Below are 24,905 nucleotides of genomic sequence, written 5' to 3' on the forward strand. Positions count from 1 at the left end.
CTCACTCCTTCGTGCTCCGGGCCAGCTTCTCGGCCAGCATCAAGGTGGTCAGGTTGGTGGGCGCGCTGGGGATCACCGGGAAGAGGGAGGCGTCGGCGATGCGCAGGTGTTCGGTGCCGTGCACCCGGCCGTCCTGATCGGCGACGGCCCGGGGGTCGGTGGCGGGTCCCATCCGGCAGGAACCAGCCGCGTGCCAGCCGGGGTTCATGATGTGGCGCACGCCGCTGCGCACCACGCCGTCGGATGCGATCATCCGGTCGCTCCAGAACTGGGTCTGCACCAGCCGGCCGGACAGTCCGGGCGAGCGCAGGATGTCCCAGGCCCGGCGTACGCCGTGGCAGAGGCGGTCCACGTCCTCCGGGTCGCTGCCGAGGCCCAGTTCGATGACGGGCGCGGCCGCGGGGTCGGCGCTGTCGAGGAAGACCCGGCCGCGGGAACGCGGGCGCAGCAGCATCACCGAGGTGCCCACGACCAGCGGCCAGCCGAGGCGGTCCACGAAGCCGGGGATGGTGTGGCTCTCCACGTTGTTGAGCAGCCCCACCTGGATGTCGACATCGCCGTCGAAGCCGCTGCTCATCCGGGCCGCGACCTGCCGCCAGGGCAGGCCGGGCGTGCACACCCCGTCGGCCGGCCGGGACCAGATGACGACCGAGGGATGGTCCACGAGGCCGCGGCCCACGCCGGGCAGGTCGGCGACGGGGGTGATGCCGAGCGCGCGCAGCAGGGCCGCGGCGCCGACGCCGGAGCGCTGGAGGATGACCGGGGTGCCGATGGCGCCGGCGCTGAGCACGACGTGGCGGGCGCGGACGATGTCACGCCGCCCGCCGCTCTCCGTCTCGACGCCGACGGCCCGGTTCTTCTCGAACAGCACCCGGATGACCCGGACGCCGGTGCGCAGGCACAGGCCGGGCAGGTTGCGCGCGCCGGAGAGGAACGCGGTGGCGGCGTCCACGCGTTCGCCGTCGACGGTGTTGCCGGGGATCGCGCCGACCCCGGCCTCGGCGCCCGCGTTGAGGTCCGGCAGGGTGGCGACGCCCCGCCGGTTGCACTCCGCCCAGAACTCCGCGTCCAGTTCGTGCACCCGCTCGCGGGGGGTGCGGCGGACGGGCAGCGGGCCGCTGTCGCCGTGCAGCGGGCCGGGGAAGTCGGCGTCGTCCTCGATGTCCTTGTAGAACGGCAGCACCTGCTCCCAGGACCAGTCGGGGTTGCCGTGCGCGGCCCAGGCGGCGAAGTCGCGGGGCAGGCCGCGCAGGGCGATGGCGCCGTTGACGGCGGAGCCGCCGCCGACGACCTTGCCGAGCTGGTACGGGAAGCGTTCCCACAGGGCGCGGGCCCCGGACCGGCCGGCGCCGGGGGCGGCGGCCGGTCCGACCGCGCGGACCAGGTCCTCCAGACGGCTGCTGGTGCGCAGGTTGGCCCGGTAGTCCCAGTTGTAGCCGGCGAGCACGAGCCGGCCGGCGTCGGCCAGCGGATGGGCGCGGTCGCGGGGGCGCGGCTGATCGGGGCCCGCCTCCAGCAGCAGCACGCTCCCGGAGCCGCGGGCGGCGAGCCGGGCGGCGGTGACGGCGCCGGCCGAGCCCGCGCCGACGATCACGTACTCCCACACGCGGGGCCCCGCGGTATGCGCACGGGCGCCGTTCACGCGGTCACCTCCTCGTCGGAGGCGATCAGTTCGGCGAACGAGGCGATGGAGGCGTTCATGAACAATGCCTCGACCATCTCCTGCTCCGCCTCGGCGCCCATGCCGAACTCGGCGCGCAGCAGCGCGAGCAGACCGACGGCGTGCAGGGAGTCGCCGCCGATGTCGAAGAAGCCCTCTTCCACGCCGAAGTCGCCATGGCCGAGTTGCCGCGACCACAGGGCGAACAGCCGCTCCTCCCGCCGGCCGCGGGGCGCGGTGCGCCCGGCCCCGGTCTCGGCGTCGTCGTTCCACGGCATGGGCAGCGCCTTGTGGTCGATCTTGCCGTTGGCGGTCAGAGGCAGGGTGTCCAGGGTGAGGAAGCGGCTGGGCACCATGTAGCCGGGCAGCAGGGCGGTCAGCGCCTCGCGCAGCGCGGCCGGGTCCGGGTCGGCGCCGGTCTCGGGCACCACGTACGCGGCGATCTGCCGCTGGCCGGTGCGGGCGTGGGCGGGCGCGGTGACCAGCGCGGTGCGCACGCCCGGCTGGCGCAGGAGGGCGGCCTCGATCTCGCCCAGCTCGACCCGGTAGCCGTTGATCTTCACCTGGAAGTCCTCGCGGCCCAGGATCTCGATGTCGCCGCCGGGCAGGTAGCGGCCGAGGTCGCCGGTGCGGTAGAGGCGTTCCCCGGTGAGGGGGTGGACGCCGAAGCGTTCGGCGGTGCGCTCGGGGTCGCCCAGGTACCCCTGGGCGACCCCGGTGCCCCCGATGTAGATCTCGCCGGTGACGCCGACGGGCGAGGGCTCCAGCCACTGGTTGAGGACATGCATGGTCTGGTTGGCGAGCGGCTTGCCGTAGGGGATGCTCGACCACTCTGCCCGTACCGTCTCGACGGGGTGGTGGATCGACCAGATCGACCCCTCGGTCGCGCCGCCCAGGCTGATCACCCGCATCGCGGGGATCTTCTCCCGGATGCGGTCCGGCAGGTCGACGGGTATCCAGTCGCCGCTGAGCAGGGCGAGGCGCAGGCGGCAGCCGCGCGGGGCGCCGCCGTCGCCGAGCGAGTCGATCCACATGCGCATCGGGGCGGGCACGCTGTTCCAGATGGTCACGCCGTAGCGGCCGAGCAACTGGGTCCAGTGCGCGATGTCGTTCGCGCGGGCCGGGTCGGGGACGACGACGGTGCCGCCGGCGCCGAGGACGCCGAAGAGGTCGTACACCGACAGGTCGAAGCCGGTGGGGGCGAGGGCCAGCACCCGGTCGTCGGGGCCGACGCCGAAGCGGCGGTTGATGTCCTGCACGGTGTTGGCGGCGCTGCGGTGGCTGATCATCACGCCCTTGGGTTCGCCGGTGGAGCCCGAGGTGAAGATCACGTACGCCAGGTCGTCAGGGCTCCGGCGCCGCGCGGGCGGCTCCGTGGGGCACTCCTGGGTGGCCGCGTCCTGCGGGGTCAGCACCGTCACGCCCGCGGGCCAGCACAGCGCCTCGCGCAGGTCCGGCTCGGTGATCACGGCGCGCACCGAACATCGCTCCAGCAGCCGCAGCCGCCGTTCCTCGGGCAGTTCCGGGTCGATGGCCACGTAGGCGGCGCCGGCGTGCAGCACGCCGAGCAGCGCGGAGTACTGGGCGGCGCCCGGTCGCATGGAGACGGCGACGATCTCGCCGGGTGCGGTGGCGGGGCCGCTGAGCAGCCGGTGGGCGAGGCGGTGGGCGTCGTCGGTGAGCCGGCGGTACGTGGTCTCGGTGCCGGGGGTGAGGACCGCGATGGCGTCGGGGCTGCGCCGGGCCGCGTCGGCGACCAGTTCGTGCAGCAGGGCCGGCGGGATGTCCGCGGCGGTGGCGTTGGCCAGCCTGCGCTCCTCGGCCTGCGCGGCCGGCAGCGGTACGAGTCCCCGCGTGGTGTTCCAGGCGGACGGGTCGTCCGTGAGCCGGCGCAGCAGCGTCAGGTACGCCTCGAACATGTCCTCCAGGGTGCCGTCCGGGAACAGGCCCTCGACGGCGTTGAAGTTGACGCCGAGGCGGCCGTCGAGTTCCAGGATCTGGTTCTCCAGCCATACCTGCGGGGTGCGGCTGTGGTCGTGGACCAGTTCACCGAAGGACTCCAGGGCCCCGGCTCCGGGGGCCTTCCCGTCGCCGAGGGTGCTGGAGAAGACCACCGGCATGGAGGCGCGGCCGTCGTCCCGGCGCCGGGCCAGTTCGCGCAGCACCCGGATGCCGCCGTGCGTGGCGTGTGCGAGGTCGTCGAGGAGCCGCTCCTGGAGGTCGGCGGCCCGGCGCGCGAACGTCTCCTCGGGGCGTCCGCCGACGGCGAGCAGGCCCGGCGACAGGAAGTCGCCCAGGATCTCGTCGACCCGCGGGTGCACGGGCAGCCGGTGGAACTGGGTCACGGTCAGGGTGAATTCCTGCCGCCGCGACCAGGTGCGCAGCACCTCCGCGTACGCGGCGAGCAGTACGGCCGAGGGGGTGAGCCCGTGCTCGCCGGCCGCCGCCCGCAGCGCCGCCCAGCGCTCCGGGGCGAGCGTGGCGCGGTGCCGTACGAACCGGGGGGTGCCCAGTTGTTCGGGGGCGGTGGCCAGCGGCAGTTCGGGGGCCGGGGGGAGGGTGGCCAGGCGCTCGCTCCAGTACGCGGCGGCTGCCTGGCCGGTGCCCGACTCGCGCAGCTCCTCCTGGGCCAGCACGTAGTCGCGGAACGAGAGTTCCAGCGGCCGCGGGCACAGGCCGGGGTCGTCGTAGTGGCGGCGCCACTCCGCCATCAGCCGGAAGAGGCTGGGCATGTCGAGGAACAGCAGGTCGACGGCGAGGTGCAGCCGCACCCGGCCGCCGTCCAGGAGCGTGGCCCGGACGTCGAGCTGCGGCGCGCGGTCGGCGGGCACGACCTGGCCGGTCAACTCGGCCCGGACGCGCTCCAGTCCGGCGCGCTGTTCGCCTTCGGGGCGGCCGCGCAGGTCCGTGGTGCGCACGAGGTGCGGCGCCGGTTCGGATGCGGGGAGGATCCGCTGGGTCCGGTCGGGGCCGGCGACCGTGCGCAGCGCGTCGTGCCGGGCGACGACCTTGTGCAGGGCCTCGGCCAGCCGGTCCACGTCGAGACGGGGGCAGTCGAACTCCAGGTAGTACTGGCTGGAGATGCCGCCGAGTTCCAGGCCGCCCAGCCTGCCGATCAGATAAGCCTGCTGGATGTCGGTGAGCGGGAAGGGTTCGTGGCGCTGTTCCGGCCGCGGCTTGAGTTCCGGCGTGTCCGGGTCCGGGCCGCGGTGGCCGGTCCGGGTACGCAGTTCCGCGAAGAGATCCTCCATCGGTGTCCGCCCCTTTTCGTCGTTGCCTGATCGGCTTTCGAATGCGTGGCGAAGGGGACGTTAGGGAACGGCCGCATTCGGTCTCAATACGGTGCGACCGTAGGGACGGCCGAAGGATTTGGCCGGTGCTGGACCGCCGCTGGACCCCGGCCGGATTCTCCCCGGTATTTCCGCACACGCCGTTGACCGGGGACCGGACGGCGGCGACATCATCGGGGCATGGAAATCCAATACTCCCCGCCGGCCACCGGGAAACGCATACTCGTCGGGGCCACCGGCTCGATTGCGGTGACCGGGCTTCCCGCGTATATCCAGGCGATGCGCCGGCACATCGAGGGCAGTACGTTCACGGTGCTGCTGACCCACACCGCGGCCTCCTTCGTGTCCCCCGAGAGTCTCGCCCTGTTCGCCGAGCGGGTGGTGAGCGGGGAGTCCCCGGCGGACTGGCCGACGGACAAGCCGTCACGGCTCGCCGCGGAGCACGATGTGCTGGCCGTGCTGCCGGCCACCGCCCACACCCTGGCCTCGGCGGCGGCCGGCGCGGCACCGAACCGGCTGCTGACCGTGGCGCTCTCGGTGGACTGTCCGGTCGTCTACTTCCCGGTGATGGGCGCGAAGATGTGGCGCAAGCCGGCGGTGCGGCGCAACGTCGCGCAGCTGCGGGAGGACGGCGCGCTCGTCAACGAGCCGGAGTGGCACGACGGTTACGACCCGGCCACGGGAACCGCGAGCCACCATCCGGGGCTGCCGTCGCCGGAGTCGGTGGCGAAGGTGATCGGGGATCTTCTGCTGCCCGGCCAGCCCTGCTGATACGCGTGGTGCCCCGCCCCCCGTTTCCGGGGCGCGGGGCACCACGCATTTGGCAGGGCGGCCGGGCGGGACGGCCGGGTGGCCCCGGTGTCCCGCCCGGCGCCGGTCAGGAGGCTATGGCCGTGGCCTCGATCTCGATGAGGAAGTCGGGTTCGGCGAGGGTGGCGACGCCGACCAGGGTGGTGGGCCGGACGACGTCGACGCCCAGCCTGGCGGCGGCCCGCTCGGCGCCCGCGCTGACCTGCTCCCACTTGGGCAGCGACCAGTCCACGACGTACATGGTCAGGCGGAGCACGTCGTCGAAGGTGGCGCCGGCCGAGGCCAGCCCGGTGGCGATGTTGAGGTAGACCTGCTCGGTCTGGGCCGCGAGGTCGCCCATACCGACCGGCTTGCCGTCGGCGGTGCGCGGGGTCTGGCCGCTGAGGAACACCATCCGGCTGCCGGTGCCCACGGCCAGCTGCCGCCAGCCGTAGGGCTCGGGGAGGCCGGGCGGGTCGATCGCCTCGACTGCCATGGCGTTGTCCTTTCTCGACGGCCGTGCGGGCGGGCGGGTGGACCGGTCCGCCCGCACGGCGGTTCAGGGTTCGGGGTCAGGGGCACGGGTCTCGAAACTCAGGTTCGGGGGGCGCGGGATCAGGCGGCCAGGCCGCCGCCCGTGGTGGGTCAGCTGTACTCGCGGCAGGTGGCGTAGTACTTGCGCAGGACGCTGACCAGCTCCGGGTCGAAGCGGGAGGCGAAAAGCAGCTCGGCGGGCGGGGTGAACTCGGGGTCGAGCCCGTTCGCCCAGGCGAGGGTGCCGGGCCGCAGGTCCATCTCGATCCACTGGTGCCACTCGACGGGGATCGTCCAGTCCTGCTCGTAGCCGATGCCCATCTGGTGGTCGATGAGGACGTCCACGATCTCCTCGCGGGTCCCGGTCCGCAGCGGCTGCCGTACGGGGGCGAACCGCGCCACATCGGGCCGCGTCTCCTCGCCGAGGACGCGCGCCGCGAAGTCCTGGGCCAGCAGCGGGGACAGGTGCAGGCCGTCCCGGTAGGTGCCGGTCATGACCGACAGGCCGCGCATGCCGCCGTCGCCGAGCAGGGGGAAGCCGTCCATGGACACCGGGCGGTTGCCGACCTGCACCTTGGTGACATCGCTGTTCCACAGGTTGCGGCGGACCTGGCGGTGGGCGCACTGGAGGAGGAAGACCAGGTCGCGCATCTCGGGGGTGTCACGGGGGTCGGCCGAGATGACGTTGGTGGCGCCGACGTAGACATGCCCGTCGCCGCGCGGGACGACGTGCAGGCCGCAGGCGAAGGAGCGGTTCGGCGTGCGGACGACGCTGTCGGGAGTGCTGCCGTCCACGGTCCTGATCAGGGCGGACACCCCGTAGCCGCTGACCAGGCGGGGGATGCGGGGGCCGACGGGCAGGCTGTCCAGGAGTTCCTGGGTGCGGGCTCCGGCGGCCAGCGTGACATGGCCGGCCGCGATCCGCCGGCCGTCGGCCAGTACGACCCCGGTGACGCGGTCGCCCCGGTACTCGACGCGGGCGGCGAACTCGGGCACGAGGGTGCCGCCGGCCTGGACGACGGCCGCCTCCAGACGCTCCAGGAGGGCGGCGGAGTCGACCGCGTGCTCACCGGGTATGTGGAAGGCCTTCAGCGGGCGGGAGATCGGTTCGGCGTCCACCCAGTCGAGGTCGGCGGGCTCGACGTCCTCGAACGGCTCGGAGTAGCGGGTGAGTTCGTCCCGGATGGCGCGGTAGTTGGCGTCGTCGATCTCGGCGGTGCCGATGGTGTTGAGGACGACGGTGGTGCCCTGCGCGGTTTTGACGGGGGCGCCCTCGGTCCGCTCCTCCAGCTCCGCCAGCCACTGCGGCCACAGGGCGCGGGCCTCGATGCCGAGTTCCAGCTTGGCCCGGCCGTGCTCGCTGGCCAACAGGGAGGTGGTGACCTCGCCGAAACAGCCGAGCATGGCGCCGGCCGCGGTGGAGCCGGCCCAGGGGCGGCCCGGCCGGCCGAGCACGGCGACCCGCTGTCCGCGGCGGGCGAGGACCCAGGCGAGCGACAGGCCGAGGACCCCGTTGCCGGCGATGACCACGTCGAAACTGCCGCCGTCTGCCTTTCCGTTGGCGTTCATCACATTCCAATCTTCCAGGGCGCTGTCGTATCGCCCGGATCGAGACGAAGCGAATCGATTACGTCGGAACTGAGCTGATGGTGCGGTCGGTTTCGCGCCGGGATTTCCTCCCGGCTGGGCGGTGCGCGGTCAGCGGCGCAGGAATTCGTACATCGTGAAGTCCATGTCCACGTTTCCGCGTTCGTCGGTATGGGCCTTCACCGCCGGGGAATCAGGGAGATCCGCGGCCCGGAGTCCGACGGTCTCGCTGCGGTAGCGGTGGCCTTCGAAACCGGCGTCGGCGGCGGCCCGCAGCATTTTCCGGGGGTTGCCCATTGCCTCGCTGGTGCCGAGATAGACGCGCCCACCGGCGGAGAGATGGGGGACCACGTCCCGGAAGAACCGGCGCACCAGCTCGTAGCCGGGGTCGAAGACCGCCCGCTCGATCCGGCCGCCGTGGGCCCGGTCGCCGGGCGCCTCGATGAACGGGGTGTTCCAGAAGACGAGGTCCAGCACCTCGGCCGGGTCCAGGGCGTCGAACAGGTCGCTGTGCAGGGCTGTCACCCGGTCGGACACTCCGTGCCGCGCGGCGTTGCGGCGGGTGTTCTCCACCGCCGCCGGGTTGACGTCCAGCGCCAGTACCCGCTCGGCGCCCTGCTGCGCGGCGAGCACCGCGGCGACCCCGGCGCCGCAGCCCATCTCCAGGAAGCGGCCGCCCTTCTCGTACGGCACCCAGGAGGCGAACAGTCCGGGGCCCGGATCCGTGAAGGGCGGGAACACCTCGGGCAGCAGTTCCCAGTCCCGGTCCAGCAGCGAGAACTCCGTCCGCGCCGGGCGGTCCGGGTCCTGGATCTGCGACACGACCCAGGTGCCGAGTTCGTATCCGAGTTCGTTGTCCATGCGGACCTCCTTGGGAAAAGCAGTGGCGCAGCTCGTCGCGGACGTGCTGCGCCACTGCTCTCGACGGTGGGATGTACGGGACGGACGGGGGGCCGCCGGGCGGCGGGTCGGCTGCCGGGGTGGATCAGCCGTCGGCCGGCGGGGAGTCGCCGGTGCGGCCGCGCGCCATCGTCCGGTCGGCCAGGACGACCGGGACGGTGAGGACGGCCAGCCCGGCGCCGAGCCAGGGAATGGCCGTCAGGCCGGCGCCGGCGCCCAGGGCCACTCCGGCGAGGAGCGGCACCAGGCTGATGCCGAGCTGGAACATGGAGACGGCGGTGGCGCCGGCGAGGGTGGGCGCCCCGGCCGCGACCGTGAACACCCGCCCGTAGATGGCCGGGTTGAGCACGAACCCCGCGACGCCGAGGATCAGCACCAGCGGGACGACGGCCACCGTGTGGTGGGCGAACAGCGCGAGCAGCACGGAGGCGACCAGGATGCCCGCCGCGCCGATCAGCAGCGCGTGATGGGGGCGCCCGTCGGAGATCCGGCCGCCGATGGACAGCCCGACGAAGGCACCGACACCGAACAGGACGAGGACCGCGGGCACCCACACCGAGTGGATCCCGGTGATGTCGGTGAGGAAGGCCGCGAGGTAGTTGTACGAGATCATGTAGGCGGCGGTGCTCAGCAGGGTCGCGGCGTACACCACCCACAGCTGCGGCTGCTTCATGGTGCGCAGCTCCCGCGACACGCTGGGCTCCTGCGCGGCGCGGGTGGCGGGCACGGCGGCGACCGTGGAGAGCGCGCCGACCGCGGTGAGGGCGACGACCGCCCAGAAGCCGCCCTGCCAGGAGGTGAAGTGGCTCAGCAGCGCGCCGGCCGGGCCGCCGGCCACCATCGCCACGCTGAGCCCGCTGACCACCACGCCCGAGGCGCGGGCGGTGCGGTCGGGGGTGACGAGACTGATGGCGGTGACCGCGGCGACCGCCCAGAACCCCGCGTAGGCGAGACCGCACAGGAAGCGGGTGACCAGCAGCACCGTGAAGTTGTCGCTGACCAGGCCGATCGCCACCAGGACGGCGAAGAGTGCCTGCGAGACCACCAGGGTGGTGCGACGCGGCCAGCGCAGGGTCAGGACGGCCAGCGGCGGACCGCCGAGCACCACGCCGATGGCGAACGCCGAGATCAGCGCGCCCGCCTCGGACAGGGAGATGCCGAGGTCGTCGGCGATGTCCGGCAGCACTCCGGCGAGCAGGAACTCGGCGCTGCCCATGGCGAACAGGCTGAACGCGAGAAGGTAGACCCCGAGCGGAAGCCGGGCGGCGGCCTTGCCGTCGGCCGCCCGGAGCTGTTCGGTCTGGGCGCTCATCGGCGGCCACCCCCGGTCTGCTCGGGACCGGTCGGCGCGGTGTCGCGGCGCGCCGGCCCAGTGGTCATACGCATGGGCGAACTCCTTGTTCGGATTGTCCGGACAGGCGGACCGGGGCGCATGGCGCGGTGCCACGGGCGAGGGGGCCACGGCCGCGTGCTGAGCCGTGCCCCGGCGATCCGCGTGTTCGTGGTGATCACCACTGGTGCCCATGCTGGGACGGGGCGTGGCAGGCGGACAACATTTGTTGCCGATACCGGGACGCCGCCGGGCGGCCGGTCAGTCGTCGCCGGGTACGGCCTCGCCCCAGCCCCACGTCTTGATGGTCGTACGGCGGCCGGGGCCGGCATCCGGCTGGGAGTTGGCCATGGCGCGACGCGAGCCGAACTCGATGTAGCCGATGAACGCCGAGCGGAACTCCGCGTCCTGCGGCAGTCCCACCACGTCCATGGCCTGCCTCATCAGTTCCACCCAGCGCTCCCGCTGGGCGGGCTGGATGGCCCGGTTGCGGTGCCGGGACACCATGTGCCGGTAGCCGCCGTGGTGGCGGGTGTAGTCCGCCGGGCCGCCGAGCACCTCGCCGAGGAAGGTGGCGACGTGCTGGGGATGGTCGTCCGACATCCCGGCGAAGATCGGGGCGAGCAGTTCGTCCTTGCGGACGCGGGAGTAGAACTCCTCGGTGAGCCGGCTCAGCGCCTCGGCGCCGCCGATCCACTCGTAGAGGGTGGGGACCTGGTCGGTCACGATGCCGCCTTCCGCTGGTCGAGGTCTTCGGTGGGGTGGGTGGCGCGCTGGTCAGGCCGCGTACAGGTCGAAGGTCGGCGTCGGCCTGCCGCCCTGGGCGAGGACGTCCAGCCGGGGATCGACCGCGAGGATCGCCTCGTGCAACCGCTGGAGCTGCGGTGAGGGTTCCAGGCCCAGTTCGTCCACCAGCCGGCGGCGCAGAGCGCGGTAGAGCTCCAGCGCCGAGGACTGCCGTCCCGAGCGGTAGAACGCGACCATGGCCTGTGCGTGCAGTCGTTCGTTCTTTGGGTGACGGATCGTCAGTTCCACAAGTTCGGGGATGAGTTCGCTGTGCCGGCCGAGTCGGAGTCCGGCGTCGATGCAGCGTTCGGTCGCGAGCAGCCGGGCCTCTTCGAGGCGGGCCGCCTGCACGCGCAGCGCCCCACCGGTGGGCACGTCGACCAGGGCCGGTCCCCGCCAGAGTGCCAGCGCCTCGCGCAGTACCCGTGCGGTCCGCTCCCCCTCGCCGTCCGCGAAGGCGGCATGGCCCGCCCGCGCCGCCCGCTGGAAGGCGAAGGCGTCGACGTCCTCCTCCGCGATCCGCAGCAGGTAGCTCCCGTGCCCGGTGGCCAGCAGTTGCCGGGCGCGCTGCGGACCGTCCGGCCGGCCCGGTCCGCCGAGCGCGGCCGCCAGGGCGCGGCGCAGCCGCAGGATGTAGGTCTGGACGGTGCTGTGCGCGGTGCGCGGCGGCCGGGAGCCCCACAGCTCCTCGACGAGGCCGCTCACCGGCACGGGCCGCCCCGGATGGAGGGCGAGGAGCGCCAGGATCTGCCGCTCCTTTCCCGCCGCCGGAGTGACCGCGGTTCCGTCGGCCACTGCGTGCAGGGGGCCCAAAACCTGAATCTTCACGAGTCCTCCGTAACGTCACCGTGAAGTGCCCGGTTTCGGCAATTCCGTGTGGCGGTGGCCACGGAAGGAACCTAGGAGTGCGGGACCGGGGGCCTCAATACGGTGGAACCGTAGGGATGACCGAAGAATCTGGGCCGTACCGCAGGCGGGCATGCCGATGTCCCCTCGGGAGGCCGGGTGGGCCGCGCGGGCGTTTTCCGGAAAAGGGCGAGGGGCGCGCCGGGGAAGGTGTTACCGGAATCCGGGCATGCCGAAGGGCGCGTTCTCCTTCCGCGCGCAAGGGGGAAAGAGAACGCGCTCCGCGCCGAATATGGCACCTGGTGAATGACACCGGCTCATCCGGCGGTGGCGGGCGCGGCCGGGGCGGCGCCCGGTGGATCGTTCAGGTGCGGCGGCCCGTGCACAGGCGGGCGGTGTGCACGGTGACCGCCGCGAGGTAGAAGGCGTCGGGCCGCCACAGGACGCCGGTGCAGGCGTCGCCGTCCACGAGTTGTTCCACGGTCAGCCGGTCGGCGAGGTCCAGCCGGTCGCCGATCTCGGCGAGCAGCCGGGTCAGCCGGGCGCGCAGGTAGCTGCGTGCGGCCGGCCCCAGCGGGGCGGGGAAGTCGATCAGGAAGGTGCGGGTGCCGGCGGGCACCAGCCCGGCCGCGGCCAGCAGGCGCGGCCAGTCCTCGACCACGGACGTCGCGCCGGGCAGCCGGGCCCGCCGCTCGGCGAAACGGTCCTCCAGCGCCGCGTCCAGCCGCGCCTGCACACCGGGCCGGCCGATGCCTATGTCGCGGGGCAGGAAGCGGGGCGCGAGGCCGCTTTCGCAGATGGCGAGCAGCCCGCCGGGGCGCAGGGCGGACGCCAGGCTCGTCACCGCCGCCTGCTGGTCGCCCAGGTGGCGGCAGACGTTGCCGGTCCAGATCAGGTCGGCCGGGCCCAGTGCGCCGAACTCCTCGGCGCGTTCGGCCCGCCGGGTGGTCAGCCGGCCGGTCAGTCCGCGTTCCGCGGCCCTGGCCCTGGCCCGGACCAGCTGCGCCGGCGACCGGTCCACGGCGACGACCTGCGCCCGCGGGAAGACGCGGGCCAGTTCGCAGGAGGCGGCTCCGGGCCCGCTGCCCACGTCCAGCACCCGGCGGACCGCCGACACCCGGTCCGCGGGCACGAGCAGGTCCCGCAGCCAGCCGGCCGCCTCCGCCAGGAAGCCGGAGCGCAGTTCCGCCTCCAGCTCCGCCTCCGTCTCCGGTTCCGGCCTGGCGACGAGGGCATCGCCGCCGACATCCTCGGTGTGGTGCGTCGTCATACGGTCACCTCCGGCGGCCAGCATGAGCATGCCGGGCGCGCCGGACAAATGTTGTTGCCGTTTCCGGAATCGCGGGGGCGCCGGCCGGTCAGCGCAGTGCCGCGAGCCGGGCCCGGCGCACCGCCTGCGGCCGGAGCAGGTCGCGGGGGAAGGTGTCCAGCAGTTCCCAGCCGGCCGTGAGCGGGAAGTAGTGCCCGCCGGGGAAGGTGTGCGTGCGCAGCGAACCGCGGGTGCACCGGTGCCACCCGGCCGGGCCGGCGGCGACGCTGCGGTCGTCCCGCCCGGACATGACGGTGACGGGGCAGTGCACGACATGGCGCGGATCGCGCCGGTACGACTCCAGGACGGCACGGTCCGCGCGCAGCGCGGCGAGCACCCGGCCCGCCCGCCGGGGGTCGAGGGCGCCCGGCGGTATCCGGCCGCACTCGCCGAGCCGGCGCAGCATCTGCGCGTCCGGCAGGGCGCCGACCGGCCGCTCGGGCGCCCCGCGGTGCGGCAGCCCGGCGCCCGAGACGTAGAGCCGTTCGGCCACGGCGTCGTGGTCCCATTCCAGGCGGGCGGCGATCTCGTACGCGAGGAGCGCGCCGACGCCGTGCCCGTACAGCGCGAACGGCCGGTCCCGCATGCGGACCACGTACGGCAGGACCTCGGCCAGCAGCTGTTCCATCCGGGAGCAGGGGCGGGTGCGCGGATGGCGCCCGCGGCCGGGCAGTTCCACGGGTGTGACGACCACCGAGGGGCCGAGCGCCGCACGCCAGGGCAGGTAGACGCCCGCCGACCCGCCCTCGAAGGGCAGGCAGAACAGGCGCACCGAGCAGTCGCTCATCCGTCACTCACCGGCCCGCAGGTGCGCCGCGGGGGCCCGCGTCCCGAGCCGCGGCACGGAACGCGGGGTGCCGCCGCGCAGCAGTACGCCGTACTCGTCGGCGGCCTCGGCCAGCAGGCGCAGCGCGGTCCCGCGGTCCAGCAGCCCGCGGGCGTACCGCCAGGCGAAGGTCCAGGAAGCGTCGGAGCGCCGGATGAGGGTGGCGCGCATCGACGGCCCCGCGTCACGGGCGAGTCCGGTGGCGGCCTCCTCGGACAACTGCTCGGCGAGCCGTGCCTCCTGCACGGCGGGGCGGGTGGCCCGCCAGTCCACGACCCGGAGCGGGAACCGGGAGCCGGGCAGGGCCCCCCGCAGCACCGGCGAGGCCGCCAGCACGGACTGCCAGGCCTGCTCGTAGACGTACGGCAGGATGCCGGTCAGGGACAGGACGAACTGCTCGGTACGACCGCCGCCGAGCTGCTGACTGATCGCGGACACGTGGGCACCGCTCCTTCCACCGGGTTTCCGCCAACAGGACGGAGGAATGGGACGGGACGCGCGGTGGCCGCTTTCCGTCGGTGGATCACCGGTCACCGGCTCTGAGCCGTGCCGACCGTACTCGTGCGGTACCCGCGGACATCAATACGGTGAGACCGAAGCACTGGCCGAAGAAACACGCTCCGGAATCTGCCGGGCAACTGGCTGTACAAATGCGACGGGTACTCGTGCTAGCGTCGGAGGCATCAGCGGTGTACGCCGTTTCACCGGTGTCCAGGGGGAGCCGTGGGGGGATTATCGGACGCACTTCCCGTGCCCTTTGGCGAAATCCTTCCTACGATGGCCGGGACCGCTCCGTCGTGACCGGAAAAGGTGCCTGAAGGCGCCGATTCCGGCCCGCTTCACGAACTTCGGCTTTTTGAGCCCCCATTCCGTTTCCTCGTCACCCAGGTCATGCACTGTTCAGGCAGGAGGTGTGGGCCCGGTGCCCCGGGAACTGTTCGGCAGGAGCGAAGAAGCGAAGATCATCGTCGAGTTGCTCGACTCCGCCAGGACCGGCACGGGAGCGGCCGCGCTGGTGGAAGGGATCATAGGGACCGGCAAGACCACACTCCTGCGCTGGGCCGAGACGTGCGCCCGTGAGCAGGGCATGGCCATGCTGTCCGCCACCGCGTCCCCGGCCGAGCAGCGGTTTCCCCTGGGCGTCGTGCACCAGCTTCTCGGGGCGCTGCCCGAGACCTCGGGCATGTGGGAGCGGGCCTTCGCGCGGTGCGGCGCGTCCGACAGCGCCGCGGACCCGGCCGGCCCCGGCTACCCGCTGCTCGCGGAGCTGTGCGCGTGCCTGGGCCGGGCCGCCCGGCGCACCCCGATCCTGCTGACGGTCGACTGCGTCCAGCACGCCGACCTCCAGTCCCTGCTGTGGCTGGGGTTCCTGACCCGCCGTCTGGAGAACCTGCCGGTGGCCCTGCTCGCCACCAAGCGCTGCGGGGAACCGGCGTGCGACCAGCATCTCCTGGTCGAGTTCATGGAGGGGGTCCGTCCCGACCGCCATATCCATCTGCACGACCTCGGCCCCAGCGCCGCCTTCGATCTGGCCGCCGCGCTCTGCGGCCACGGCGAGGAATCCGTGGACGCCCTGATCGCGGAGAGCGGCGGCAACCCGTACCTGCTGACCGAGCAGATACGCACCGTTCCCGCGGTCGCCGCCGCCCCGCGCCGCTCCACCGCGGACCGGCACCCGGCCGGCCACCCGCCGGCCGACCCGCCGGAGCAGCGGACGCGGCTGGAGGCGGTGAAGGAGCGCATCCTGTGCCTGCTGCGGCGGGTCGACCCGCACGGCGTGCAGGTCGCCCGCGCGGCCAGCATCCTGGACGCCCCGCCGGACGCGGCCCTGCTCGGCGCCCTGTGCGGCATACCCACGGAACACGCCTGCCGATGTCTGGGCAGACTCACCGAGTCGGGGCTGCTGCACCCGCACGACCTGAGGTTCCGCCACCCCCTGCTCGCCCAACTGCTCTACCAGGACATCCCGTGTGCCGAGCGCGGCGAGCTGCACCGGCTCGCCGCGCATTGTCTTCGGCTGCGCGGCGCCCCCGGCGAGGACATCGCCACCCACCTGCTGCGCTCGCACCGCCTGGACGAGCCCTGGATGACCCGGCTGCTGCTGGACAGCGCCCGCGGCATGGCCGGGGCCGATCCGGCGGGGGCCCGGCGGCTGATCGAGAAGGCCGTCCTGCACGGCCTGCCGCCGGAACTGGCCGGCTCCGCGGAGGACTTGCGCGTCCGGGTGCTCACCCGGCTCGATCTGCCCGCGGCCGCGTGCGCGCTGGCAGCGCGCACTGTCGCCGGCCGACCCGCCGAGCGCGGCCGGCAGGCGCTGGAACTCGCCCACACCCTGCTGCGCCTCGACGAACTCCCGCGCGCCCGGCATGTGTTGGAGGACGCCGAACGGGAGATCGGCGGCGATCCGGCGGCCGGCGCGCGGCTGCGCCGGGGGCTCACCCATGTCCGGCTGCTCGACGGGAGCTACCGGCCCGGCGAGGGGGGCGAGAGCCGGCTGGAGCGGGTGCTGCTGCTCCGTACCGCGCGCGGCGACTCGGCGCCCGCGGTACGGCGGATCGCCCAGCGCGTCCTGTCCGTGCCGCGCGCCCCGTACGGCTCCCCCACCTGGTACCACGCGCTGCTCGCCCTGCTGTGGGCGGGCGAGGTGGACGACGTGCGGCAGGGCCTGGACACCGAGGTGCGGCTCGCGCGTGCCGAGGGCGATGTGCCCCGCGGCGCCGAGGCGCTGGCCGTGCGGGGGCTGGTCCAGCTGCACCGGGGGCATCTGGCCGAGGCGGGGGACGACTCCCGCGAGGCACTGGAGCTGCTGTCCCGGATCGGCGCCGACGCGTATCACACGGGGGCGCTCGCCCGCAGCGTGCTCATCGAGGTGGCCCTGGAGAAGGACGACATCGCCGGAGCCGGCGCCCTGCTCGACGGGGCTCCGCCGCTGCCCGAGGACCGGCCGGTGACCTGGTGGCGGCTGCACCTGCTGCACAGCTCCGGGCGGGCGCTGGGGCGGCTCGGCGAGGCCCGGCGCGGGCTCGATCTGATCGCCCGGTGCGCGGCGGAGCTGGAACGCCGGGGGGTGGTCAACCCGGCGGTCCTGCCGTGGCGTTCGTCCCGGTCGGCGCTTCTGCTGGCCCTCGGGGACGCGGCGGGGGCCCGCCGTACCGCCCGCGAGGAGGCGGAGCTGGCCGGTCGCTGGGGGGCGCCCTTCGCCCTGGGCCGGGCGCTGGTCGCCCAGGCCGCGGCGGGCTCGGGGCGCGAGGCGCTCCAGCTCGCCGGCCGGGCCGTGGAACTCCTCGAACCCGCCCCGGCACCCCTGTTGTTCGCGCACGCCCTGTCCGCGGCAGGCACCGCCCACCGGCGCGCCGGCAACACCGGACGGGCCCGAGAGCTGCTGCACCGCGCCAACGAGGTCGGCATCTCGCTCGGCGCGGAGGGCCTGGTGGCGGCGGTGCAGCGGGAGTTGCGGTGCGCGGGCGGCCGGCCGGACCCGCGCAAGGACTCCACGGAGTCGCTGCTGACGCCCACCGAACGGCAGGTCGCCGAGCTGGCCTCACGGGGGCTGAGCAATCGCGGCATCGCACAGCTGCTGAAGGTGAGCCTGCGCAATGTCGAGTCCCATCTCACCCATTGCTACCGCAAGTTGCGGATCAGCGGGCGGCACGAGCTGACCAAGTTCTTCCCGCCCGACGAGGAGCCCGCCCCTGCCCCGGTCCCCCTGCGCCCGCACCGGGCCACGCTCACCCCGCTACCGCGCTTGCGGACGGGCTGACACGGGGCGCGTGGGGGCCGCCCGATCGCGGGGCGGCACGTGACCGGCAGGCCGGCCGCGCGCTGGGCGTTCGCGCCGGCCTCGCCGGTTTTGTCGATTGGAAACCCGGATCGCACAGGGCCGGCCGGCGCTACGCGGCGCTCTCCTTCCGGTTGTCGTCGAGCACCGAGGGCAAGGTACTCACCTGCGGCTTTGGTGATGAGCGCATGGGCCACGGGATCCAGATCGCGGTCATGGTGACCGCGAGTGCCGAGGCGGCGACCACCGCCATGCCCAGGGTGAGGCCGCCCGCCGTCGCCACGAAGCCGATCAGCGCGGGACCGGCCAGCAGGCCCACGGTTCCCATGGCCGCGACCAGCGACAGCGCGTCGGAACCCCGTTCGGCGGCGGCGACGTACACGCACGGGGTGATGGCGGCCGCGCCGAGCCCGACACAGGCGAAGCCGAGGAGCGTCGCGGGCACCCCGCCGGTCAGCAGCGCGAGCCCGAGTCCGACGGCGGCCAGCGCGCTGCCCGCCCGCACCACCGGGCCGTCGCCCCAGCGGTCGCGCCAGCGGTCGGCGCGGGCGCGGGCCAGCAGCATCGTCGCCGAGACCACCGCGATGCCCAGCGGGGCGACGGCCGAGGACGCCTTGACGGTGTCCTTCAGGTAGAGGGTCGACCAGTCGTTCATCGCCCCCTCGGTGATGGTGCCGAAGGTCATGGCGCAGCCCATGAGGAGGGTGAGGCCGGAGGGGAGGGACCAGCGCCGGGTGCGCTGCTTCTCCTCCGTCGCGGCCGGCGCGGGTGCGTCGCGGAGCAGGCCGCGGCGGGCGCCCACCAGCAACAGCAGCAGCACCGCGCCGGCGGCGGTGAAATGGGCCGGGACGGACTGGGTCAGGCTGGTGACCCCCGAGGTCAGCAGGGCCGCCGCGAGCAGCCCCGCGCTGAAGGTGGCGTGCAGCTGGGACATGGCCGTACGGTCGTACGACGACTCCAGTGCCGCGCCCTGCGCGTTCATGGCCACGTTCAGGCAGCCGACGGCGACTCCGTCGGCGCAGACCGCGAGGAGCGCCAGGGGATAGTTCGGCACGACCGACAGCGCGGCCAGTACGACGATCAGGGCCAGCGCCGAGGCGAGCGACAGGGTGCGTGCGCCCAGGCGCCGCATCAGCACCGCGACCAGCGGGAACGCGGCCGCCGCGCCCGCGCCGCAGGCCATCAGGAGGAGGCCCACTTCCCCGGCTCCCAGATCGAGGCGGGTCTTCAGCGCGGGGAGGCGGGAGACCCAGGTGCCGTACTGGAAGCCGAGGAAGCAGAACAGGGCCGCGATCGACCACTTGGCGCGGGTGAAGGAGGGAGTGGGCATCAGGGCGTCCTCAGCGCTTCGCGGAGCAGGCGGGCCGACATGTAGAGGGCGTCGGCACCGTAGGCCGACGGGACGGGGGTCTCGGGGTGGGGTGCGTAGCCTTGCGCCCGCCAGAAGGTCTCCTTGCCGGCCACGGCGACGAGGGAGACGGTCTCGAAGCCGCGGGCCCGTGCCGTCTCGGTCACATGGCGCACCAGGCGGGTGCCCAGCCCCCGGCGGCGCAGCGGGGCACTGATCACCAGGTCGTGCAGGTGGAGGTTGGTGGTGTCGTGGCGGGTGTGCTCGGGGCGGCTCGGGTCGGGGCAGTGCGCGCGGGGGTAGGGCAAGGTGAGGGCGTATCCCGCGAGTTGTCCGTGCACGGTGAGGGCGAAGCAGGTGGCGGGCGAGGCGGCGGCGCGGGAGCGCAGCAGATCCTCGCCCTCGGCGAGGGAGAGATGCGCGTACGTCTCGTGTTCCAGGGCGGCCAGGGCGGGCCAGTCGGGGGCCGCGATCTCCCGGATGTGCAGCGGGTCGTTCATGTCAAGGCCGTTCGTGTGCTGGGGAGTCGGGTGCGCGGACGCAGACGCAGGGCAGCGGGGCGAAGCCGTTGAAGCCGCCGGTGGTGTAACTCGTGGCGTAGGCGCCGGCGGAGAGGACCCACACCGGGTCGCCGGAGGTGACGGAGCGGGGGACGCGGACCGGGTACAGGCCCGCCCCGTAGGCGTCGTCGCTGTCGCAGGTGGGTCCGGCGACGATCGCCGGCACCGTCTCCCCCGCGTCCGCCCGGCCGGGGAAGACCAGGTGGTGGGTCAACTGATCCATCTCGTAGAGGCCGTTGAACTTGCCGCAGCTGAGGTAGAGCCAGTGCGCGTCCTCGCCGTCCGGACCGCGGCGGTGGGTGAGGCGGGTGACATGGGCGCGGACGGCGCCGTGGTCGGCGACCAGGTGGCGGCCCGGTTCCATGACGAAGGTGACGGGGGCGAGGGCCCGGAGTCGGTCCATGCCCTCGCGGAGCACGGCGAAGATCTTGTCGAGGGGCGGCGCGAGGGGGTTGCCGTGGCGGTCCCGGTAGCCGAGCGCGGGCAGTCCGCCGCCCAGGTTGATGTGATCGGGTACGATCCCCCGCCCGACCAGCGCCGTCAGGGTGTCGGCGAGCAGGTCGAGGGCCGCCTGCCAGCCCTCGGCGGTCATCTGCTGGGAGCCGACGTGGACGGACAGACCGGCGGGGGTGAGCCCGGCGGCGCGGGCGGTGTCCAGGATGCGCAGGGCGTCCTCGGGGGCGCAGCCGAACTTGCGGTTCAGCCCCCACAGGGCGCCCTCGCCGCTGGTGGCGAGGCGGCAGAACACGCGGGCGCCGGGGGCGTGCCGGGCGATGGCGGTGACGTCCTCGACGCTGTCGGTGGCGAACGTGCGGATGCCCTGGCGGTAAGCCTCGGCGATGTCGTGGTCGGACTTGATGGTGTTGCCGTAGTGGACGCGGCCCGGATCGACGCCGGTGCGCAGGGCTTGGGCTATCTCGGCGGGGCTCGCGGCGTCGAAGCCGGCGCCGCGGGCGGCGAGACAGTGCAGGACGTCGTCGACCGGGCATGCCTTGAGGGCGAACCGGACGTCGGTGCCGGGGAGTTCGGAGAGGAGGGAGTCGTATTGGGCGGCGATGCCGGTGAGGTCGTAGATGATGCGGTCGGTGTCGGCGGAGGAGAGGGCGGTGGCGAGTGCGTCTGTCCGGGTGCCGGGAGCCGCCTTCTGGGGCTGGGCGTGCGGTTGCCCGCGCCGGTCGGGGGCGGCGTTCACGGGCGGGTCGCTTCGATCAGTGCGGGCCAGGCGTCGATCAGGTCCGCGTAGGCCGTCATGTCCGCGGCGGCCTCGGTCAGCAACTGGTCGCGTTCGTCGCGTATTCGGTCGGCGAACTCCGCGTACCTTCCGCCGAGTTTCCGGTACGACGTGTCCAGGCGGTCCAGGCGCCAGAGGTTCTCGGCGGGGTCCAGGGTGGTGCTCTCGCGGAGGAACGCGGTGATCAGGTCGGGGCGTATCCGGTCCCGCGCGTCCAGGAGGGCGGCGCCGGTCGCGGTCATGCGGTCGTAGACGGGATGGAAGTAGCGCATCGACAGCAGGAACTTCACGAAGCGGCGCTGGTAGGCGGGGAAGCCCGCCGGGGTGCGGCGTTCGGGGGTGTGGAAGTTCTCGATGTGCCGGTTGTGGAGGATGCCGGGCAGGGTGGCGTCGTGGACCAGGTGGAGGAGGAAGTAGTCGCTGCCGATGGTGTCGGTGGCGGGTGGCAGCGGGACGCGTTCGTAGACCGATCGGTCGAAGGCGACGTTGCACATGTCGACACGCATGGGGTCGACCAGGGTGAGGGTCGAGCGGTCGCCGGTGAACGGCGTGGTGCCCGCGCCCGTGAAGGACTCGGCGACCAGGTCCCGTCTGCGCTCCTCCGGCCAGTCGACCGGCGCCCACAGGCCGACCACCTCGTGGTAGACGGCCGGGTCGAGTCGGCGTATCTCGCCTATGTCCACGGAGAGTTCGCCGATGAAGGACGCGCCGGCCAGGGAGACCGGTCGGTGGGCATGGGCCGGGTCGAGGTCGGTGGGCAGGCCGGCGGCGGTTGCCTCGGCGGCGGGTCGGCCCAGCCAGGGCAGCTCGTGGTGGATGGGGAACACCGTGTGACCGGCGTGGTGCTGGTAGGTGCTGTCCGAGTCCCTGCGGTGCACGGAACGGCAGCCGAGCGCGGCGGCGAACAGGAAGGCGCGGTTGGTGCAGGCGCCGTAGGAGACGGCGGACGGGAGGAGGAGGTCGAGGAGGCCGGAGGACAGGTTCGCGGACTCGATCAACTCCATGAGCCGGCCGCGCTGTTGCTGCTCGTCCATGTGGTGGACGCGCACGCCGGGGACCTCGGGGAGGGCGGCGATGACCCGGAGGTGGTCGGCGCGGGTGCGGTCGTCGGCGGAGTCGAGGATCAGGAGGTGGACGTCCGTGCCGAAGTGCCGGACGGCGTAGGCGGCCTCTTCGTGCAGTGCGGTGATCGTCGCGGGGCAGGCGCGGTTGGTGGGCAGGCAGAGGCAGATCGGGGTCACTCGGCGTCACCGCCACGGGCCCAGGAGTCCAGGCCGAGCAACTTGCGGCCCAGGGCGTCCAGTTCGGGCGAGCCGTAGCGCTCCGCCTCGGGGCGGCGGGCATCGCCGAGCAGGGTGCCGTTCCAGTCGGGGGTGGAAAGCGTGCGCCAGGAGTGCACGCGGGAGTCGCGCAGGGCGGTGTGCTCCTCCAGGGCGGGCATCATCGACAGGTACTGGACGGCCCGGACCCCGCGCTCGGAGTGGTTGGGGGCGACGCCGTGGGCGAGCAGCCCGTTGAAGATGAGCAGGTCACCGGCCTGGAGGTCGGGGCGGACCACGGGGAACTCGGTGCGGTCGGCGTTCGGGCGGATCGGGTCGCGGCCGGGTGGCTGGGCGAGGCGCCATTCCTCGAAGCGGCGGAAGAGTTCGGGGGCGCACTGGAAGCCGCCGAGTTCGGGGCGGGTGTCGTTCAGCGCGATGATGCCCTGCACACGCTGGGGCAGCACGGCGAGGGTGGTGTCCACGTCCCAGTGCAGATCGATGTCGAAGCCCTCGGTGGTGGGTTCGATCAGCGATCGGGAACGGGTGCCGGTGTTGGGCGGGTTGAGGTTGAGGCGGTCGAGGGTGACCCACAGCTCCTCGCAGTCCCAGACGTCCACGAAGGCGTCGTAGACGCGCTGGTTCTGGCGGCTGTTCCACAGGAGCTGGTGGTGGTACGCCTCCACGAAGCCGTAGATGAACAGGTGCTGGTCGAGCTCGGAGCGGAACTCGGGCTGCACGTACCAGGTTTCCGGGCGGTCGGGATCCAGGCCCTGGAACTCCCAAGTGAAGTCGAGGAGTTGCTTGGCCTCGCCGGGGGTGATGGCCTCGCGGACGACCACATAGCCGTACGTCTGCCAGAACGCGAAGTCCTCGGCCGAAAGCACCCTGAGCGGGCGGGACTTCTCGATGTCGCGCAGGGGGGTCGGGGCGAGGTAGGTCTCGCCGTCGGCACTGAAGTAGGGGCGGTCGGAAGCCGCGCGGTGGAGGTAGGGGGCGGGTGTCTGCATGCGAGCACTCCGGGAGGTACGGATGTGGGTGGCGGTGAGACATTTGCCGGTGGCATAAGCCGGACGCGGATGTTTTCGGGCGGGCGGGGTGGCCCCCGCGCGCAGGGCGGGTGAGGAGGAGGTCGGTGCGGAAGGGAGGCGGGTGCGGCCGGGTGATCGGGTGCGGGTGCCATGCGGCCGGTCGCACCCACGCGGCGGAGCCGCCTGCCGGGCAGGCCCCGCGCGCTTCGGGGCGCGGATACGGGCGGGTTCCGAGGCTCCGCCCCGGCTCGCGTGGCGAGGCCCTGCGGCGATCGGCGCAGGCCCACGCCCTCGCGGGCCCGCCCCCGCCGGGGTACGACGGGCCCCCCGACCCGTCGTACTCCCTGCTCAGCCCCTTACGACGGCTTCCGCCGCGGCGAGTCCGCACACCCGTGCGGCGCCGTACGTCGCGATGTGCAGCGCGCCGCGCGGGGGTGCCTGGGGCAGGCCCATTTCCACGACAACGGTGTCAGGACGGGCGGCGAGGAGGGTGTCGAGCGCGGAGCGCATCCAGTCGTGGCGGTGTTCGTCGCGGACGACGGCGACGATCCGGCGGTCGCCGGCGGCGGCGAGGGCGCGGGCGCCGGCGTCCGGGCCGGTGAAGGAACCGTCCGTGCTGCCGGGCACCAGCCGTCTCAGCTCGGCGGCGACACCCCAGGGTGTCTGGTCGCCCACGGCGATGTTGGGCTCGGGGTTGAACTGGGCGGCGAAGACGGCAGAGTCGACGGGTGCCGGGGCGCCGGAGCGGGTGATGCGCAGCGCTCGGCGGGCCGCCGTCAGACCGACCTCCGGGGCCGGCTCGGTGCGGGTCGCGTCGTCCCGTGCGGCGGCGGTCCAGCGGGCCAGTTCCCGTACCCGTGCGGCCGCGTCGGCGAGGCGTTCCTCGGGGAGTTCGCCGGAGCGTACGGCGGCCACGAGCGCGTCCCGCAGGCCGAGCACCGTGTCCTCGTCGCACAGCCCGCCGCCCACGCAGATCGCGTCGGCGCCGGCCGCGATGGCGAGGACCACGCCGTGTTCCAGGCCGTAGGTGCCGGAGATGGCGCGCATCTCCATACCGTCGGTGACGATCAGGCCCTGGTAGCCGAGTTCGGCGCGCAGCAGCTCGGTGAGGATGCGGCGGGAGAGGGTGCCGGGGCGGTCGGGGTCCAGGGCCGGGACGAGGATGTGCGCGCTCATGATGGCGCGGGTGCCGGCGGCGATCGCCGCGCGGAACGGCGGCAGTTCGCGGGCGAAGAGGGTCTCGGCGTCGACGTCGATGCGGGGTACGGCGTGGTGGGAGTCGATGTTGGTGTCGCCGTGGCCCGGAAAGTGCTTGGTGCAGGCGGCGACGCCGGTGGACTGGAGACCCTCGACCCAGGCGGCGGTGTGCCGGGCGACGAGATCGGTGGCGGCGCCGAAGGAGCGGACGCCGATGACCGGGTTGTCCGCGTTGGCGTTGACGTCGGCGGACGGCGCCCAGTCGAAGTTGACGCCGCAGGCGGCCAGCCGGCGGCCCAGTTCGCGGGCGACGGCGCGGGTGAGGCCGGGGTCGTCGACGGCGCCGAGGGCGTGGTTGCCGGGGAACGAGGAGCCGGTGCGCACGTCGAGGCGGGTGACGTCGCCGCTCTCCTCGTCGATGGCGATCAGGAGGTCGTCCCGCTCGGCCCGCAACTGGGAGGTGAGTGAGGTGACTTGCTCCTCGGTGACGACGTTGCGGCCGAACAGGGCGACGGAGGCGAGGCCCTCGCCGAGGCGGCGGCGCACCCAGTCGGGCGCGGTGGTGCCGTCGAAGCCCGGCTGGAGCACGGCGAGGGCGTCGCGGGTGAGGGTGTCAGGGCCGGTGGCGAGTGTGGTCATCGGGC

At 73.5% G+C, this 24,905-nt stretch carries 19 protein-coding genes; 2 read left to right on the forward strand and 17 right to left on the reverse strand.

All coding sequences use genetic code 11. The annotated features are described in order from the left end of the window. Window position 1 precedes the first annotated feature (1 nt). Entirely contained in the window at window positions 2-1,642 is a 1,641-nt protein-coding gene (locus tag ACZ7EC_RS20455; protein WP_471064386.1) for a GMC family oxidoreductase, read from the reverse strand. Next, complete coding sequence (locus ACZ7EC_RS20460; RefSeq protein WP_471064388.1) at window positions 1,639-4,911, reverse strand: non-ribosomal peptide synthetase; 3,273 nt, start codon at window positions 4,909-4,911, stop codon at window positions 1,639-1,641. Before ACZ7EC_RS20460 ends, ACZ7EC_RS20455 begins: the two co-directional genes overlap by 4 nt. 219 nt (window positions 4,912-5,130) lie before the next feature. Here ACZ7EC_RS20460 and ACZ7EC_RS20465 point away from each other — a divergent pair, with 219 nt between their 5' ends. Continuing rightward, the gene (locus ACZ7EC_RS20465; protein WP_471064390.1) at window positions 5,131-5,721 is read left to right on the forward strand and encodes a flavoprotein; all 591 of its coding nucleotides are present in this window, start codon (window positions 5,131-5,133) and stop codon (window positions 5,719-5,721) included. 106 nt (window positions 5,722-5,827) lie between these two features. On the opposite strand, the gene ACZ7EC_RS20470 is transcribed toward ACZ7EC_RS20465, so the two are convergent. The 9 genes from ACZ7EC_RS20470 to ACZ7EC_RS20510 form a co-directional block, all read right to left on the reverse strand. Continuing rightward, window positions 5,828-6,235, reverse strand: a complete 408-nt coding sequence (locus ACZ7EC_RS20470; RefSeq protein WP_471064392.1) for a RidA family protein — start codon at window positions 6,233-6,235, stop codon at window positions 5,828-5,830. Window positions 6,236-6,384: 149 nt separating this feature from the next. Continuing rightward, entirely contained in the window at window positions 6,385-7,842 is a 1,458-nt protein-coding gene (locus tag ACZ7EC_RS20475; RefSeq protein WP_471064394.1) for an NAD(P)/FAD-dependent oxidoreductase, read from the reverse strand. A gap of 129 nt (window positions 7,843-7,971) precedes the next feature. After that, window positions 7,972-8,721: a methyltransferase gene (locus tag ACZ7EC_RS20480; RefSeq protein ID WP_471064396.1), complete on the reverse strand. Its 750-nt coding sequence runs from the start codon at window positions 8,719-8,721 to the stop codon at window positions 7,972-7,974. 124 nt (window positions 8,722-8,845) lie between these two features. Then, a complete protein-coding gene (locus tag ACZ7EC_RS20485; RefSeq protein WP_471064398.1) occupies window positions 8,846-10,072 on the reverse strand; it encodes a Cmx/CmrA family chloramphenicol efflux MFS transporter in 1,227 nt (408 codons plus the stop codon). Window positions 10,073-10,351: 279 nt separating this feature from the next. Beyond that, complete coding sequence (locus ACZ7EC_RS20490) at window positions 10,352-10,816, reverse strand: group II truncated hemoglobin (protein WP_471064400.1); 465 nt, start codon at window positions 10,814-10,816, stop codon at window positions 10,352-10,354. Between the two features lie 51 nt (window positions 10,817-10,867). Next, window positions 10,868-11,704: an AfsR/SARP family transcriptional regulator gene (locus ACZ7EC_RS20495; RefSeq protein WP_471064402.1), complete on the reverse strand. Its 837-nt coding sequence runs from the start codon at window positions 11,702-11,704 to the stop codon at window positions 10,868-10,870. Between the two features lie 382 nt (window positions 11,705-12,086). Continuing rightward, on the reverse strand, window positions 12,087-12,992 hold the full coding sequence (locus ACZ7EC_RS20500) for a class I SAM-dependent methyltransferase (RefSeq protein ID WP_471064404.1): 906 nt from the start codon (window positions 12,990-12,992) through the stop codon (window positions 12,087-12,089). Between the two features lie 88 nt (window positions 12,993-13,080). Further along, window positions 13,081-13,818 carry a thioesterase II family protein gene (locus tag ACZ7EC_RS20505; protein ID WP_471064406.1) on the reverse strand — a complete coding sequence of 246 codons (738 nt, stop codon included), beginning with the start codon at window positions 13,816-13,818 and terminating at the stop codon, window positions 13,081-13,083. Between the two features lie 3 nt (window positions 13,819-13,821). Next, window positions 13,822-14,295, reverse strand: a complete 474-nt coding sequence (locus ACZ7EC_RS20510; RefSeq protein WP_471064408.1) for a hypothetical protein — start codon at window positions 14,293-14,295, stop codon at window positions 13,822-13,824. Window positions 14,296-14,779: 484 nt separating this feature from the next. Between ACZ7EC_RS20510 and ACZ7EC_RS20515 the strand changes: the two genes are divergently transcribed. Next, entirely contained in the window at window positions 14,780-17,617 is a 2,838-nt protein-coding gene (locus ACZ7EC_RS20515; protein WP_471064410.1) for a BREX system ATP-binding domain-containing protein, read from the forward strand. Between the two features lie 130 nt (window positions 17,618-17,747). Here ACZ7EC_RS20515 and ACZ7EC_RS20520 read toward each other — a convergent pair whose 3' ends face one another. The 6 genes from ACZ7EC_RS20520 to ACZ7EC_RS20545 all read right to left on the reverse strand — a co-directional run bounded on the left by ACZ7EC_RS20520 (window position 17,748) and on the right by ACZ7EC_RS20545 (window position 24,900). Beyond that, window positions 17,748-18,965 (reverse strand): MFS transporter, encoded by a 1,218-nt coding sequence (locus ACZ7EC_RS20520; RefSeq protein ID WP_471064412.1) that lies wholly within the window; start codon window positions 18,963-18,965, stop codon window positions 17,748-17,750. Further along, window positions 18,965-19,483, reverse strand: coding sequence for a GNAT family N-acetyltransferase (locus ACZ7EC_RS20525; protein ID WP_471064414.1), 519 nt, complete (start codon window positions 19,481-19,483; stop codon window positions 18,965-18,967). The genes ACZ7EC_RS20520 and ACZ7EC_RS20525 overlap by 1 nt, the downstream gene beginning before the upstream one ends. 1 nt (window position 19,484) lies before the next feature. Then, window positions 19,485-20,735: a type III PLP-dependent enzyme gene (locus ACZ7EC_RS20530; protein WP_471064416.1), complete on the reverse strand. Its 1,251-nt coding sequence runs from the start codon at window positions 20,733-20,735 to the stop codon at window positions 19,485-19,487. Next, window positions 20,732-22,015, reverse strand: coding sequence for a DUF6271 family protein (locus ACZ7EC_RS20535; protein ID WP_471064418.1), 1,284 nt, complete (start codon window positions 22,013-22,015; stop codon window positions 20,732-20,734). The genes ACZ7EC_RS20530 and ACZ7EC_RS20535 overlap by 4 nt, the downstream gene beginning before the upstream one ends. Continuing rightward, window positions 22,012-23,043 carry a phytanoyl-CoA dioxygenase family protein gene (locus tag ACZ7EC_RS20540; RefSeq protein ID WP_471064420.1) on the reverse strand — a complete coding sequence of 344 codons (1,032 nt, stop codon included), beginning with the start codon at window positions 23,041-23,043 and terminating at the stop codon, window positions 22,012-22,014. Before ACZ7EC_RS20540 ends, ACZ7EC_RS20535 begins: the two co-directional genes overlap by 4 nt. 369 nt (window positions 23,044-23,412) lie before the next feature. Beyond that, window positions 23,413-24,900: a glycoside hydrolase family 3 protein gene (locus ACZ7EC_RS20545; RefSeq protein WP_471064422.1), complete on the reverse strand. Its 1,488-nt coding sequence runs from the start codon at window positions 24,898-24,900 to the stop codon at window positions 23,413-23,415. Window positions 24,901-24,905: the final 5 nt, after the last annotated feature.

The sequence above is a fragment of the Streptomyces sp. NPDC037203 genome (assembly GCF_055605065.1).